The sequence below is a fragment of the Tatumella ptyseos genome, assembly GCF_030552895.1.
In the GTDB taxonomy this organism is placed as follows: Bacteria; Pseudomonadota; Gammaproteobacteria; order Enterobacterales; family Enterobacteriaceae; genus Rosenbergiella; species Rosenbergiella ptyseos_A.
In genome coordinates this window covers 2,859,918-2,874,248 of sequence record NZ_CP130649.1, presented here as the reverse complement: position 1 = coordinate 2,874,248, position 14,331 = coordinate 2,859,918, and the positions used below count along the sequence as shown (strand labels likewise).

At 47.8% G+C, this 14,331-nt stretch carries 15 protein-coding genes; 6 read left to right on the top strand and 9 right to left on the bottom strand.

Features of this window, described 5'->3' with window-relative positions; translation table 11 throughout:
* The first annotated feature begins 138 nt into the window (after positions 1-138).
* Both QJR74_RS13595 and QJR74_RS13590 read left to right on the top strand, forming a co-directional pair.
* Complete coding sequence (locus QJR74_RS13595; RefSeq protein WP_304372324.1) at positions 139-1,587, top strand: MFS transporter; 1,449 nt, start codon at positions 139-141, stop codon at positions 1,585-1,587.
* 1 nt (position 1,588) lies between these two features.
* Positions 1,589-2,794, top strand: coding sequence for an acyl-CoA dehydrogenase family protein (locus QJR74_RS13590; RefSeq protein WP_304372323.1), 1,206 nt, complete (start codon positions 1,589-1,591; stop codon positions 2,792-2,794).
* A 328-nt stretch (positions 2,795-3,122) separates the two neighbouring features.
* On the opposite strand, the gene fis is transcribed toward QJR74_RS13590, so the two are convergent.
* From fis to aroQ, 9 genes are all read right to left on the bottom strand, one after another.
* A complete protein-coding gene (gene fis / locus QJR74_RS13585; RefSeq protein WP_048912826.1) occupies positions 3,123-3,419 on the bottom strand; it encodes a DNA-binding transcriptional regulator Fis in 297 nt (98 codons plus the stop codon).
* Positions 3,420-3,444: 25 nt separating this feature from the next.
* Entirely contained in the window at positions 3,445-4,410 is a 966-nt protein-coding gene (gene dusB / locus QJR74_RS13580; protein ID WP_214216890.1) for a tRNA dihydrouridine synthase DusB, read from the bottom strand.
* A gap of 242 nt (positions 4,411-4,652) precedes the next feature.
* The gene (locus QJR74_RS13575) at positions 4,653-5,381 is read right to left on the bottom strand and encodes a carbonic anhydrase (protein WP_304372322.1); all 729 of its coding nucleotides are present in this window, start codon (positions 5,379-5,381) and stop codon (positions 4,653-4,655) included.
* Between the two features lie 107 nt (positions 5,382-5,488).
* Positions 5,489-6,376: a 50S ribosomal protein L11 methyltransferase gene (gene prmA / locus QJR74_RS13570; protein ID WP_304372321.1), complete on the bottom strand. Its 888-nt coding sequence runs from the start codon at positions 6,374-6,376 to the stop codon at positions 5,489-5,491.
* A gap of 10 nt (positions 6,377-6,386) precedes the next feature.
* Complete coding sequence (gene panF, locus QJR74_RS13565) at positions 6,387-7,835, bottom strand: sodium/pantothenate symporter (protein ID WP_304372320.1); 1,449 nt, start codon at positions 7,833-7,835, stop codon at positions 6,387-6,389.
* Between the two features lie 4 nt (positions 7,836-7,839).
* On the bottom strand, positions 7,840-8,070 hold the full coding sequence (locus QJR74_RS13560) for a DUF997 family protein (protein ID WP_304372319.1): 231 nt from the start codon (positions 8,068-8,070) through the stop codon (positions 7,840-7,842).
* Between the two features lie 68 nt (positions 8,071-8,138).
* Positions 8,139-9,488, bottom strand: coding sequence for an acetyl-CoA carboxylase biotin carboxylase subunit (gene accC / locus QJR74_RS13555; protein ID WP_304372318.1), 1,350 nt, complete (start codon positions 9,486-9,488; stop codon positions 8,139-8,141).
* A 10-nt stretch (positions 9,489-9,498) separates the two neighbouring features.
* Positions 9,499-9,972: an acetyl-CoA carboxylase biotin carboxyl carrier protein gene (gene accB, locus QJR74_RS13550; RefSeq protein WP_304372317.1), complete on the bottom strand. Its 474-nt coding sequence runs from the start codon at positions 9,970-9,972 to the stop codon at positions 9,499-9,501.
* A gap of 20 nt (positions 9,973-9,992) precedes the next feature.
* On the bottom strand, positions 9,993-10,445 hold the full coding sequence (gene aroQ / locus QJR74_RS13545) for a type II 3-dehydroquinate dehydratase (RefSeq protein ID WP_304372316.1): 453 nt from the start codon (positions 10,443-10,445) through the stop codon (positions 9,993-9,995).
* A 637-nt stretch (positions 10,446-11,082) separates the two neighbouring features.
* Here aroQ and mreB point away from each other — a divergent pair.
* The 4 genes from mreB to QJR74_RS13525 all read left to right on the top strand — a co-directional run bounded on the left by mreB (position 11,083) and on the right by QJR74_RS13525 (position 14,320).
* Positions 11,083-12,126, top strand: coding sequence for a rod shape-determining protein MreB (gene mreB, locus QJR74_RS13540; protein ID WP_048912818.1), 1,044 nt, complete (start codon positions 11,083-11,085; stop codon positions 12,124-12,126).
* 120 nt (positions 12,127-12,246) lie between these two features.
* Positions 12,247-13,260, top strand: coding sequence for a rod shape-determining protein MreC (gene mreC, locus QJR74_RS13535; protein WP_304372315.1), 1,014 nt, complete (start codon positions 12,247-12,249; stop codon positions 13,258-13,260).
* Complete coding sequence (gene mreD / locus QJR74_RS13530; protein WP_304372314.1) at positions 13,257-13,745, top strand: rod shape-determining protein MreD; 489 nt, start codon at positions 13,257-13,259, stop codon at positions 13,743-13,745. The genes mreC and mreD overlap by 4 nt, the downstream gene beginning before the upstream one ends.
* Before the next feature lie 8 nt (positions 13,746-13,753).
* Entirely contained in the window at positions 13,754-14,320 is a 567-nt protein-coding gene (locus QJR74_RS13525) for a Maf family protein (RefSeq protein ID WP_304372313.1), read from the top strand.
* Positions 14,321-14,331: the final 11 nt, after the last annotated feature.

The following is a 14,331-nucleotide window of genomic DNA, read 5'->3' as shown; positions in this document are numbered from 1 at the left end:
ATAAATAGGCCTGGGGATCAGTGCGTCGGTAATAAATTAACTTATTGAATTTTATGCAATAGATATCATCTTTTTCTATTTCTTCTAAGACAAAAGAGGCTCTATAACAAACTCACTATTATTGGTTGAGAGGGTGCTATGAGTTCACTAAATATTGAGGTTGGCACATCGGGCGTTCCACCCGAGAGTTCCGCGCCTATTCGCTCAGTGAGCGATGTGGCGCAGTTGATTAATGGATCGACACAGAAAAGCCATTATGCTCGCTGGATCGTTTTCCTCGCATTGGGTGGCGTGTTTTTAGATGCGTATGATTTAACCACCTTATCTTACGGCATTGATGATGTTGTGCGGGAATTTCATCTAACGCCCACCCTGACGGGAGTCGTGGCCTCGGCGATTATGGTCGGGACTATTATTGGTAATTTACTTGGAGGATGGTTAACGGATAAGTATGGCCGATACTCCGTTTTTATGGCCGATATGCTGTTTTTTGTCGTCTCTGCGATTGCGGCAGGGTTAGCACCCAATGTTTGGGTACTTATCGGCGCACGTTTCTTAATGGGAATCGGCGTTGGGGTAGATTTACCGGTAGCGATGGCCTATCTCGCCGAGTTTTCGAAATTCACCGGGCAAGCGAATAAAGCGTCCCGCGTCGCCTCTTGGTGCCCGATGTGGTATGCCGCCTCAACCGTCTGTTTTTTACTGATCTTTGGACTCTATTTTCTTCTACCGGCGCAGCACATTGACTGGCTCTGGCGTGCATCACTGCTCTTTGGCGCGGTCCCTGCACTGTTGATCATCGCCGTGCGTAGCCGCTTTATGAACGAATCCCCGCTATGGGCCGCTAACCAGGGTGATCTTAATGGCGCCGTGCGTATTTTGAAAAAATCCTATGGGATTGAGGCCCATAATGCGGCGGAGCCTGAAGATAAGCAGCCTCAACCACGACCTAAGGTCAGCTACATCGAGCTATTCAAAGCCCCTTATCGGCAGCGGACACTGGTCTCATCAGTGATGAACGTATGCGTCTCTTTTGAGTACACGGCGATCGCCTTCTTCCTCCCTTCGATTCTAAGCCAGTTTTTAGGGGCGGGGGTTTTCGAGACCATTTCGGCTTCGTTAGGCCTCAATGCTTTATTTGCCTTAACGGGCGGGTTATTGGGGATGCGTTTAGCGTGGAAATTTGCCAGTCGTCACGTAGCCATAGCGGGATTTGCCTTGCAATTTATTGCGCTGACTATTTTAGCGCTAACCGGCCATCCAACCTCGGTCTTCGCGATTGTCGTGGCTATCTTAATGCTGGGGTTATGGTTATTTGCCGAAGGGTTTGGCCCTGGTGCGCAGATTATGGTTTACCCCTCACTCTCCTACCCAACCCATATTCGGGCAACCGGGGTCGGTTTCAGCCGCGCATTATCGGGTATAGGAAGTGCTTTAGCGTTATTTATTCTCCCCATACTGCAGGCCAAATTCGGCACCAATATGTTTTGGTTTGTTGCACTAAGCGCCGCATTACCGATTGTTTTTCTATTGATTATTCGTTTTGAGCCCACTGCACAAGATATCGATTCTGAACAAGGAGCCTAATATGAGCCAGCCTCAATCCTTCCAACAACTGGTCGAGCATTTTCGCCCGCTATTTTCGCGCATCGCAGAAGGAACCGTACAACGAGAGAGAGACCGCGAGTTACCTCATACGCAATTGGCTTGGTTAAAAAAAGCCAAGTTCGGCACGCTACGTATCCCTGTGGAGCAGGGCGGTTATGGTCTGACCTTACCGCAGCTTTTTACCTTACTCACCGAGCTTGCAGAAGCTGACTCCAACCTTCCTCAAGCGTTGCGCGCGCACTTTGCCTTTATCGAAGATCTTCTGAACCAACCGGATACCGAACTACGTCGACGTTGGTTTACTCGCTTTGTTGCGGGCGAGTTGGTCGGCAGTGGCTGGACAGAAATCGGTGAGGTCAAAGTTGGCGAAGTCCTCACCAAAGTTACGCCAGATACTGAGGGCTGGTGGCTTAATGGGGAGAAGTTTTACAGTACAGGAACATTATATGCTGACTGGATCGATGTTTATGCGCAACGGTCAGACGATGGCAGCGATGTGATTGCATTAGTAAATGTTCATCAAGCTGGCGTACAGCGAGAGGATGATTGGGATGGCTTCGGTCAACGCTTAACGGGTAGTGGGACCACGCGCTTTGTGCAAGCGAAAGTCGAGACGCCGCACGTCTATCCCTTTAGCCAGCGTTTTCGTTATCAAACCGCGTTCTATCAGCAAGTGCTGCTCGCAACCTTAGCGGGAGTCAGCAAAGCCCTGACGCGAGACGCGAGTGAGGCGGTGGCGGCTCGCCAACGTGTCTATAGCCATGGTAACGCTAAATTAGTCAGGCATGATGCCCAAGTACTGCAGGTCATCGGCCAGCTTGCCAGTTGGTCTTATGCGGTGGAGGCAACCGTTGAACGAGCCTCACAAGCCTTGGAACATGCCTTTATCGTACACGATAGTATGGATGAGGAACTTATCCAGCAAGCCAATATCAACGCAGAGGTCGAAGTGGCTAAAGCGCAAGTCATCGCCACAGAGTTAGTGCTGCGCAGTACGAGTGAGCTTTTTAATGCATTAGGTGCCTCCGATACGCGTTTAAGCAAAGCCCTTGATCGTCATTGGCGTAATGCGCGTACGCTCTCTTCTCATAATCCGGTGATTTATAAGACGAGAGATATCGGTGATTGGCACGTTAATAAGAACACCCCGACTTTTATTTGGCAGATTGGTAAAGGGGGAGATTGAGGAGGAGTGGGTAAGTCATCTACTGTCTTAGTGAGATAACGGTGGGGGGCATACCGTTGCGGGGTCTGTCCTGATAACAGAGCTACTTTAAGGTATTTTTATGCCAACCCCCCTATTTGCTGCGTGAAAGCGTTTTTGCTAGGAAGCCAGTTGGGGCAGTAGTACTGCATTTGCCCGATAACTAAAGAAGGATATTAGTGAGAAATAGAGGTTAAACGAACTGAGGCAATGATCAGCACTACATTATCTTAGAGCCTTATAGGGTTTATAAAAAAAGGCACTATCCTTGCAGATAATGCCTTTCTTTTGAATCAGTTACGAATGAAACTTAGTTCATGCCGTATTTTTTCAATTTCTTACGCAAAGTACCACGGTTGATGCCCATCATCAGTGCTGCACGAGTCTGGTTACCACGGGTGTACTGCATTACCATGTCCAACAGGGGCTGTTCTACTTCAGCCAGGACCAATTCATAGAGTTCATTAACATCTTGACCATTTAACTGTGAAAAATAGTTTTTCAAAGCTTGTTTTACATTGTCACGCAATGGTTTTTGGGTGACTTGGTCTTGTGAGTTAACAGTTGAAACGGTCAGTACGTCAGAATTTACGCGTTGTTCGAACATAGTTCTTTAAGCTCTTTTTTTTCGTTTACGCCAGGTTTTCGAAGTATGCTTCCAACGCTTCCAGTTGTTCACTGGCATCCTCTATAGCGTTGAATGAGCGCCGAAACTGGTCATCAGGGGCATGTTCTTGTAAGTACCAAGAGACATGTTTGCGGGCAATACGGTATCCCTTGGCATGGCCATAAAAGCTATGCAACTCCCGTATATGTCCGATTAGCATAGACTTCACCTCAACGAGTGGTTTCGGTGCAAGTAGCTCCCCTGTGTCCAGGTAATGCTGGATTTCCCGGAAGATCCATGGTCTTCCCTGAGCAGCACGGCCTATCATTAGGGCATCAGCCCCAGTGTAGTCCAGTACCGCTCTGGCTTTATGCGGGTCAGTGATGTCTCCATTCGCAATGACGGGAATAGAAACATTCTGCTTAACTGTCCGAATACTGTCGTATTCCGCTTCGCCATTAAACAAGCAGGCACGAGTCCGGCCATGAATGGTTAATGCTTGAATACCACAGCGCTCAGCCAATTGGGCAATTTCAACACAATTGCGATTATCGGTATCCCATCCGGTACGAATCTTTAGCGTGACAGGTACGTCAACCCCGTTCACCACGGCACGTAGAATAGACTCTACAATATCGGGATGTTGGAGTAAGGCTGAACCCGCCATCTTACGATTCACTTTTTTGGCCGGGCAACCCATATTGATATCAATAACTTGCGCGCCAGAATCAACGTTAATTCTCGCGGCTGCAGCCATCTCATCGGGATCACATCCTGCTATCTGTACCGAGCGGATACCTGGCTCGTCACTATGTACCATACGCAGTCGAGACTTATCACTCGCCCACACTTGTGGGTTTGACGACAACATCTCTGACACGGTCAATCCAGCACCATTTTCATAGCAAAGCGTACGAAAAGGACGATCAGTGATACCGGCCATCGGCGCGGCAATCAGGCGATTTCGAAGCTGGTATTGTCCAATGCGCATAGGGTAGAAAGTGGCCTTAAATGTTCGCAAGGCGGCGTATATTACGCATTTTTTATAGAAGATGAAAGGCCAAACTTTGAACAATTTGCGTTAAAGCCACCTTTTGTTCAATGATAACGGTAAGTGCAAAAGGTTATTTCCTTTATAAACAGTATGTTATCTCTTATTTATATTTTAAAAATCAGGAAGGAGAGGGGCAAAAACCTTTGAAAACTTACTCCTTCTCCTTCAATACTCTATTGTTACTGAACCACCATTCGTCCATTTAGCGGTTGGGTGGGGCGATTGTTGTGCATACCGAGTAGCGCCTTGAAACGGTCTAGTTGCTGCAGGGATAGTGAAACGCTGTCTTTCATCACTAGCCAACGCACTCCTTCAGTACAAGGAGGTGTGGTGAGTGAACCGCTAAATCGATAATAGTGTTTTGAGGCGGGAAATAATGAGGCGATATCAATAATGTTATCGAGGGGTAGCGTTTGGTTCTTATCCGTTGGAGCGTAATCAATAATAGGTTGCAGTGCTTCGTTTTTATCACCGACTTCAAACATGATGGCTAATACGGCTAAATTACCTTTTTCGTCACTGTGGACAAAGTGCGCTTCGAGTGGGAAAGATTTACCCTCAATCGTATTCTCGCTGGGTGTATGGAAATGGAATTGTTTAAGTGTAAAGTTGATGCCATCTAACGAGAAATTGTCCTTATCATCGACGTTCAGTTGTAGGGTTTGGCCATTATTAATGATGTTCGTTGCATGGGATTGAAAGTGTAGAGGTAAGGGAGGAAGCTTCGCTTCGATTGTACCGCGTATATCGATAGGAAATTGATAAGCCCCCTCTTTACACCGTTGGTGCTGAGTGCCTAAAGCACCCAAGTTTTCCGGTGGGTTATTCCCTTCGTAGGACCAAGGTATGGCATAAGCGGAAGGCGTGATTAAAAGAGCAGTTAAGCAGACTGAGAGAAATCCTTTCATATGACTCCCTGTATTATCGCTGCACCATCATTAGTGCCGCGATAAGATAAGCTTACCTCAGGTAAGCTTATTAACAGGCTAAGCAAAGAGTGTGTAAAGCTTTTTACCTATTCGGTACGGCGCTTACCCGTGATACGACACCACTCTTCTTTTTCAGCAACGGGATCTAAGACGAAGTGTTCTGCATAGGCCTCGCACACACTTTCTGCTTGGCTTGCCAAGATACCGGATAAACCGAGGTCACCGCCAGCTACCGGTAATACACGGATCAGCGGTGCAAGCTCTCTTAATGGGCCCGCTAGGATATTGGCAACCACGACATCGGCTTGCAGATTCTCTGGTTGTTCGTGAGGGAGATAAAGTTCCAGTTTCTCTGCAACGCCGTTACGTTCAGCATTATCACGACTGGCTTGAATCGCTTGCGGATCAATATCGATACCGATAGCCCGCGAAGCGCCTAATTTCAGCGCAGCGATCGCCAAGATCCCCGAACCGCAGCCGAAGTCGATCACGGTTTTTCCTTCAAGATCCAACCCATCTAACCAGGTTAAGCAGAGTGAGGTGGTAGGATGGGTACCCGTGCCAAACGCTAGCCCAGGATCGAGCATCACATTCACTGCATTCTCATCGGGGACATCGCGCCAGCTTGGGCAAATCCACAAGCGCTCACCGAAACGCATAGGATGAAAATTATCCATCCATTCACGTTCCCAATCTTTATCTTCAATCTGTTCTATTTTGTGGTGGAAGCCTTCCCCGAGCAGTGGGTGGGCAGCCATCATAGTGACTACGGTTGCCATATCGGTTTCGGCATCGAACAGACCGATGATATCGGTATCGCCCCAAAGGCGCGTTTCGCCAGGCAGAGGTTCGTAGACCGGATTATCATGGGTATCTTGAAAGGTGACAGAAACGGCACCCGTCTCCTCCAAAGCCTCTGCGAGCTGTTCCGCATCGCTTCCAGTGGTATTGATCTTAATTTGAATCCAAGGCATAGCATTTCCATTATTGATTAGGGGTGGCAGGGGCGGCCTGCTGTCCAACACGGTTCGCGATAACAAAGGCGAGGAAACTCGCGATTAACGCCGGAACGATGGGGTGTAAGCCTACCAGGCGTATTGAAAACGTGGCGAGAAGACTATAAAGCACGGCACCGACCAACATGCCACTTATTGCACCATAGGCGTTGGCATTTCGCCAGTAAAGTCCTAACACTAAAGGCCATAAAAATACGGCTTCTAAGGCACCGAAGGCGAGTAAATTTAACCAAATAATCATTTGCGGTGGATGCCATGCTGCCAGGATCACCGCGATGCCCAATACGAATGTAAAGCTAACGGAGAGGCGACGCAGATGTTTTTCCTGCGTTGCCGCAGCCGGACGTAGCCGTAAATAGAGATCTTTGACCAAGGTTGCCGACGCTTGCAGAAGGTGAGCGTTAATATTCGACATCATGGCTGCCATCGGCGCGGCAAGAAAAATACCTGCGGCAAAAGGGGGTAACACTTTCATCATCAGTGTTGGGATGACTTGATCAGGAACGCTAAGATTAGGCAGTATGGCTCGTCCCAAGGCACCGGAGAGGTGCATACCGAGCATTAATACTGTCAACAGCGCAGTGCCTAACAAGATACCGCGATGCAGTGAGCGGCTATCTTTATAGGAGATAGAACGTATCGCGGTATTAGGCAGGCCAAGCACCCCGAAGCAGACCAGTACCGTAAACGAAATAATTAGGCTTGGGGTAATGATACTACCGGCACCCTGTAATTCGATCAGTTGTGGGTTAATCAGTTTGAGTTGATGAACCGCTTGTGCCGTGCCCCCAGCAGCATGAATAACGGCATAGAGCAGTAAAAATGTCCCGACCAACATCACCACACCTTGCAAGACATCATTCAGGACGCTCGCTCTAAAGCCGCCTAGCGAGGTATATAACGCAATAATCGCCCCAAAGATTAATAATCCTTGGGTATAGGGGATGCCGACTACCGTTTCGAGTAATCGTGCACCGCCGATAAACTGTACTGTCATCACTGCCACAAAGGCGATCAGTAAAGTGATACTGGCGATCCACACGACCCACTGACTACGGTAATGGGCATACAACATATCGTTCAATGTAATGGCTTGATAACGGCGGGCGAGGATAGCAAATTTTTTCCCTAAAACCCCCAGTGAAAGCCACACTGTTGGCACCTGTGCCATCGCAATCATCACCCAGCCTAACCCATATTGATAAGCGGCGCCCGGGCCGCCAATAAATGAACTGGCGCTGATATAGGCCGTGGTAAGCGTCATGGCAAGGAGGAAGCCACTCATCGTCCGCCCACCCAGAAAATATTCGGTGAGGAAGGGGCCTTTTGCGCGTTTCTGCTGCACCATGGCGACGATTGAGATGATGACAACCAATAAGAGATAAATAATAAGTGGAATGAGCACCTGTGTGTTCATTGAATTAATCCTCTAAGGGGAGGTCTGCAAAGAGATATCGAACCATCATCCAGCAGAGGAAAATAAAGAGGACAGGGGCAAACAAACATGACCATTCAAACCAGCGAGGAAAGCCAAAGAAGCCTAACTCTTGACCTCCAGTATAGGCAGTGATGGTCCAAACGATAACCCATCCTATGCTGAGTAACAGAGACCAACATGCTTCTTTATGTGCTTGTGTAAAACGAGGATCCATCTTTGCTCTCTCGGTAGACCAAAGAAAAAGGCCGGTCAGACCGGCCTTATTAACAGGTTGCTAGGCAATTACTTCTCTTGCAGACCGAGTTTCTTCTCTAAATAGTGGATGTTTGTTCCACCTTTTTCGAAGTTCTCATCGTTCATGATGCGAAGCTGCAGATCAACGTTAGTTTTAATGCCATCGATGATCAATTCCGCTAAGGCATTTTTCATCCGCGCAATGGCCACCGCACGTGTTTCACCATAAGTGATCAACTTACCGATCATGGAGTCGTAGTGTGGTGGAACGGTATAGCCAGAGTAGATGTGCGATTCCCAGCGGACGCCAAAACCACCCGGTGAGTGAAAACGGGTAATTTTACCAGGGCTTGGTAAAAAGGTATTAGCGTCTTCAGCATTAATACGACATTCGATGGCGTGGCCCACGACTTCGACGTCTTCTTGCTTAATGCTTAATGGTAATCCTGCCGCAATACGTAGCTGCTCTTTGATCAGATCGACGCCAGTAATCATTTCAGTTACTGGGTGTTCTACCTGAATACGGGTGTTCATTTCGATGAAATAGAACTCGCCGTTTTCAAAAAGAAATTCGAACGTCCCCGCACCGCGATAGTTAATATCGATACAGGCTTTTGCACAGCGGTCGCCAATATACTTGCGTAATTCCGGCGTGATACCTGGTGCTGGCGCTTCCTCGACCACTTTTTGGTGGCGACGTTGCATTGAACAATCACGTTCTGCTAGATAAATGGCTTGTCCTTGGCCATCAGCAAGGACTTGGATCTCGATATGACGTGGGTTTTCGAGATATTTTTCCATGTAGACCATATCGTTGTTGAAGGCCGCTTTGGCTTCAGCACGGGTCATTTTAATGGAAGTCTCAAGATCCTTGTCGCTACGAACGACGCGCATACCGCGTCCGCCGCCGCCGCCAGAGGCCTTAACAATAATCGGGTAACCGATACGGTTAGCAATTTGACGGTTCTTATCCATATCGTCGCCCAGTGATCCGTCGGATCCTGGTACGCAAGGAACACCCGTTTTCTTCATGGCATTGATCGCAGAAACTTTATCACCCATCAGGCGAATGGTCTCAGCTTTTGGACCAATAAACACGAAGCCTGAACGTTCGACTTGTTCAGCGAAATCGGCGTTCTCAGATAAAAACCCATAGCCAGGGTGTATAGCATCTGCCCCTGTGATCTCAGCAGCAGAGATCAACGCAGGAATATTCAGATAGCTTTTAACAGATGGCGCTGGACCGATACAGACTGTCTCATCAGCCATCAGTACGTGCTTTAGCTCGCGGTCAGCGGTGGAGTGAACCGCCACCGTTTTAATACCGAGCTCTTTACAGGCACGTAAAATACGCAGTGCAATTTCACCGCGGTTTGCGATAACAATTTTTTCCAGCATAGAGACCTCGTTATTCGATGATGACCATTGGCTCGTCGAATTCCACCGGTTGACCGCTCTCGATGAGGATCGCTTTAACAATACCTGCTTTATCCGATTCGATTTGGTTCATCATCTTCATCGCTTCAACGATACAGAGGGTGTCACCAACGTTAACCTTTTGGCCAACTTCGATATAAGGCTTAGCATCTGGGCTAGGGGTACGGTAGAAAGTCCCGACCATCGGTGAGCGTACAGTGTGACCCGTCACTTCTGGTGCTGCAGCAACTGGCGCAGCGGATTCGACTGGCGCTGGTGCTACCGCAGCAGCTAATGCTGGTGCTTGTTGCATTGGCGCGGCATAGGCTTGTTGCATCATCGGGTAACCGTTATTAGCCGGTGAACGACTAATACGTACTGATTCTTCACCTTCTGAAATTTCTAGCTCAGCAATGCCTGATTCTTCAACCAGTTCGATTAACTTTTTAATCTTACGAATATCCATGGTGGGTTCCGTACTCTATATTAATTTGAATTTAACAGGCGTTTTACCGCTGTATGTAAAGCCCAACGGTATCCGTCAGCACCAAGGCCGCAGATCACGCCGGATGATATATCTGAAAGATATGAATGGTGGCGGAAAGGTTCACGCGCGTGCACATTGGAGAGATGCACTTCGATAAAAGGAACGCTGACCGCTAAAAACGCATCACGTATAGCTATACTGGTGTGCGTAAAGGCTGCAGGATTGATGATGATATAATCCACTTTACCGCGTGCAAGGTGAATTTGATCGATCAATGCTGATTCCGCATTCGATTGGTAATGACTTAATTGCACATTCAAATCTTGAGCCTGAATCTGCAGTGATGACACGATATCGTCTAGCGTGTCATGACCATATTTTTCTGGCTCACGCGTGCCCAATAAGTTAAGGTTTGGGCCGTTTAAGAGCAAAATGTGAAATTTATTAGCCATCTTGCGGGTATCTCCTGCAATAGTTAAGCACTGCGTAAAATACTCTGCCCGAATCTATTTGTCACTCGTTACGCTAAAAAAAAGCCGAATTTAACGTCATTTAGTGATTGAGTCGCGCGGTTTTGGCGATTTTAGCCCACAAAGTTGTCGAGGAATGGAGATAATCTGGAACGAGATTTCCGATTAATTGTCACGCAAGCGCCCATATCAGTAAAGAATGTTCCGAAAGATTCCGCTTAGAAAAGCTTCAATCGACTAAGCGCTAGTGTTTAGTGTCAATATTATGTTGAATAATTACGCTAAAAGTTGAGCAAATATCACCAAATAAGAGTAGAATCCCCCAACGTTTATCCATGGCAAAGCGCCGACCATTTTTTCTGTTAAAGAGTCGGACTAAGAAATAAAATATAAATGTTAGATTTTGTTTCTTGATAAGTTTTAGCGGATTCTAGTTTATTGGATAACGAATTGTTTTTAAAAGTATTTGTTCAATTGTTCACGATTAACGAGTACTGAATGTCAATTAACTTAAAGTTTTCACCGAAGTGCCAGATTTTGCGCCTTGTCGCTGCTTCGAGTGGTTGGTAGAGTAGGCGGATTTTATTTTCGCCCCCAGCTTGCAGGATTACCCCTTAGTATGTTTAAAAAATTTCGTGGCATGTTTTCTAATGACCTGTCCATTGACTTGGGTACTGCCAATACCCTGATTTATGTAAAAGGGCAAGGCATCGTTCTCAACGAGCCTTCAGTTGTGGCAATACGTCAAGACCGCGCGGGCTCGCCAAAAAGCGTTGCCGCGGTAGGACAAGGGGCTAAGCAAATGCTTGGCCGTACGCCTAGTAACATTGCGGCGATTCGTCCGATGAAAGATGGTGTTATTGCCGACTTTTTCGTCACTGAAAAAATGCTTCAGCACTTCATCAAGCAAGTTCACAGCAACAGTTTCATGCGTCCAAGCCCTCGCGTACTGGTTTGTGTACCGGTTGGTGCCACCCAGGTTGAGCGTAAAGCCATTCGTGAATCGGCATTAGGGGCGGGGGCACGTGAAGTTTTTCTTATTGAAGAACCTATGGCTGCTGCGATCGGTGCTGGCTTGCCTGTTTCCGAAGCAACAGGTTCTATGGTTGTCGACATTGGTGGTGGTACAACAGAAGTTGCTGTCATCTCCCTTAACGGCGTGGTGTACTCCGCCTCCGTTCGCGTAGGCGGTGATCGTTTCGATGAAGCCATCATCAACTATGTTCGCCGTAACTATGGCGCGTTGATTGGTGAAGCGACCGCTGAACGGATTAAACACGAAATCGGATCGGCTTATCCCGGGGATGAAGTGTTAGAAATTGAGGTGCGTGGTCGTAACTTGGCTGAAGGTGTACCTCGTGGCTTTACCCTGAATTCAAACGAAATCCTTGAAGCATTACAAGAACCCTTGACCGGTATTGTTAGTGCAGTCATGGTAGCGTTAGAGCAATGCCCACCTGAACTAGCCTCTGATATTTCAGAGCGTGGTATGGTGTTGACGGGTGGTGGTGCGCTATTACGTAACCTTGACCGTCTATTGATTGAAGAGACCGGGATTCCTGTGGTCATCGCTGAAGACCCCCTGACATGCGTTGCGCGTGGTGGTGGTAAGGCCCTTGAGATGATTGATATCCATGGTGGCGATCTCTTTAGCGAAGAGTAATCGCCCATTCGCTGAATAAAGGATCTTGCACTACGCTTAATTCAGCAGAATTACCTACCGGCCTTAGGGAGTGCAGAGAAACGCGCTCCCTTGTTTTTTGTGAAAACCACGCAGGATTTTATGAAGCCGATTTTTAGCAGAGGCTCTTCTCTGCAGATACGCTTAGTATTAGCTGTATTGGCGGCTATTGCAGTGATCATCACCGATAGTCATGTGAGCTCCTTTAGGGGAATTCGCGACTACCTCGATACTTCAGTCAGCCCATTCTACTTTATGGCTGATGGCCCTCGTCGTTTCCTCGACAGTACTGCCAATGCGCTTACCTCCCGCCAGACTCTTGAACAAGAAAACCAGGTACTGCAGCGAGAGTTGAGACTAAAAAATAGCCAGCTGCTGCTATTGGGTCAATATCGTCAAGAGAACGTGCGTCTGCGCGAACTACTCGGTTCTCCGCTACGCCAAGACGAACATAAAATGGTGACCCAAGTTATTTCGGAAGCGACCGATCCTTACAGTCATCAAGTGGTCATCGATAAAGGTTCGCGCAGTGGCGTCTACGAAGGTCAGCCAGTCATTAGCGATAAAGGCGTCGTGGGGCAGGTGATTGCGGTTGCGCAATTCTCCAGCCGAGTATTACTGATCTGTGATGGTTCACATGCTCTTCCAGTGCAAGTATTGCGCAACGATTTACGCGCTATTGCGACCGGAAATGGCTGTACCGAGAATCTTCAACTCGAGCACTTAACCGGGAATGCGGATGTGAAAGTAGGGGATGTATTAGTTACTTCTGGCTTAGGTGGCCGCTTCCCTGAAGGTTATCCCGTTGGGGTTGTCTCGTCTGTCACACCGGATATGCAGCGTGCGACAACAGTGATTGAAGTGCGACCCGCGGCGGACTTGCAACGCTTACGCTATCTATTATTATTGTGGAATAATGATAATCAATCCGGTGTATCGGCAACTCCTCAAGAGGTGAATCAAGTGGCTAATGAGCGTTTACAGCAGATGATGCCGCAAATACCTACCCCAGCAGTGACGACTCCTGCGGCAACGGTTCCCTCGACGACGACGCCAGTTACAGGTGGTACTCCCCCTGCAGCGAGTCAAGCTCAATCGCCTGGAGGGCGTCCTTGAGTCGCTATCGTAGACAAGGTGGTTGGGTTATCTGGCTTTCATTTGTCATTGCTTTAATTTTACAAGTGATGCCGTGGCCGGAGCAGTATTACATGTTCCGGCCGTCGTGGATGTTGCTGCTTCTCTTATATTGGATTTTGGCGCTACCCCATCGTGTAAACATCGGCACAGGATTTTTCATCGGTATGGTGATGGATCTTGTCTCAGGTTCGACGTTAGGAATTAGGGCGCTAACCTTTAGCATTATCGCTTACCTGCTAGTTTACCGTTTTCAGCTATTCCGTAATTTAGCGCTATGGCAACAAGCTGGCGTAGTTGTGTTGTTCTCACTGGTCAGTGATGTCATGGTTTTCTGGGTGCAATTTATGGTAACAGATATCACCTTCCGTCCAGAGATTTTTACGGGTGCACTGGTCGATGGATTATTGTGGCCTTGGCTCTTTTTATTGATGCGTAAAATACGTTATCAATTCTCGATTCAATAAGGCGATATATGTTCCCTATTTACCTAGCTTCTGCCTCCCCGCGTCGTGCCGAGCTGTTAACACAACTAGGTGTCCCTTTTACCCGTTTAGTCACCGACGTCATCGAACAGCGAGAAACTCATGAGTTACCGCTCGACTATGTGGCAAGGCTGTCGCGTGATAAGGCCTTGGCAGGGGTTGGAATAGCGCCACAACATCGACCGGTTCTTGGTGCTGATACTATCGTTGTGATCGATGGTCAAGTGTTAGAGAAACCCTTATCAGCCAGCCATGCTTTTGACATGTTGACGCAATTATCAGGTCGCTCCCATCAAGTGATGACCGCTGTTACGCTTGCGGATTCACACAACATCGCAACACGTCTTGTAGAAACAACAGTAACATTTTGTCCAATAGCGCCTGATCGAATTCGCCACTATATCGAGACGCAAGAACCCATGGATAAAGCCGGTGCATATGGTATTCAAGGGATAGGAGGAAATTTCGTCCGTAAGATTCAGGGGAGCTATTCGGCGGTGGTGGGATTACCATTGGTAGAGACCTATGAGCTACTGACTGAATTTCAACCCGAGTGATAAGGAGTGTT

What these genes read in the sequence shown, in the direction of transcription:
- fis (WP_048912826.1), bottom strand. Translation starts at nt 3,419, where the DNA reads ATGTTCGAACAACGCGTAAATTCTGACGTACTGACCGTTTCAACTGTT.
- mreC (WP_304372315.1), top strand. Translation starts at nt 12,247, where the DNA reads ATGAAGCCGATTTTTAGCAGAGGCTCTTCTCTGCAGATACGCTTAGTA.
- prmA (WP_304372321.1), bottom strand. Translation starts at nt 6,376, where the DNA reads ATGCCTTGGATTCAAATTAAGATCAATACCACTGGAAGCGATGCGGAA.
- accC (WP_304372318.1), bottom strand. Translation starts at nt 9,488, where the DNA reads ATGCTGGAAAAAATTGTTATCGCAAACCGCGGTGAAATTGCACTGCGT.
- QJR74_RS13525 (WP_304372313.1), top strand. Translation starts at nt 13,754, where the DNA reads ATGTTCCCTATTTACCTAGCTTCTGCCTCCCCGCGTCGTGCCGAGCTG.
- accB (WP_304372317.1), bottom strand. Translation starts at nt 9,972, where the DNA reads ATGGATATTCGTAAGATTAAAAAGTTAATCGAACTGGTTGAAGAATCA.
- QJR74_RS13595 (WP_304372324.1), top strand. Translation starts at nt 139, where the DNA reads ATGAGTTCACTAAATATTGAGGTTGGCACATCGGGCGTTCCACCCGAG.
- aroQ (WP_304372316.1), bottom strand. Translation starts at nt 10,445, where the DNA reads ATGGCTAATAAATTTCACATTTTGCTCTTAAACGGCCCAAACCTTAAC.
- QJR74_RS13590 (WP_304372323.1), top strand. Translation starts at nt 1,589, where the DNA reads ATGAGCCAGCCTCAATCCTTCCAACAACTGGTCGAGCATTTTCGCCCG.
- mreB (WP_048912818.1), top strand. Translation starts at nt 11,083, where the DNA reads ATGTTTAAAAAATTTCGTGGCATGTTTTCTAATGACCTGTCCATTGAC.
- dusB (WP_214216890.1), bottom strand. Translation starts at nt 4,410, where the DNA reads ATGCGCATTGGACAATACCAGCTTCGAAATCGCCTGATTGCCGCGCCG.
- QJR74_RS13560 (WP_304372319.1), bottom strand. Translation starts at nt 8,070, where the DNA reads ATGGATCCTCGTTTTACACAAGCACATAAAGAAGCATGTTGGTCTCTG.
- QJR74_RS13575 (WP_304372322.1), bottom strand. Translation starts at nt 5,381, where the DNA reads ATGAAAGGATTTCTCTCAGTCTGCTTAACTGCTCTTTTAATCACGCCT.
- panF (WP_304372320.1), bottom strand. Translation starts at nt 7,835, where the DNA reads ATGAACACACAGGTGCTCATTCCACTTATTATTTATCTCTTATTGGTT.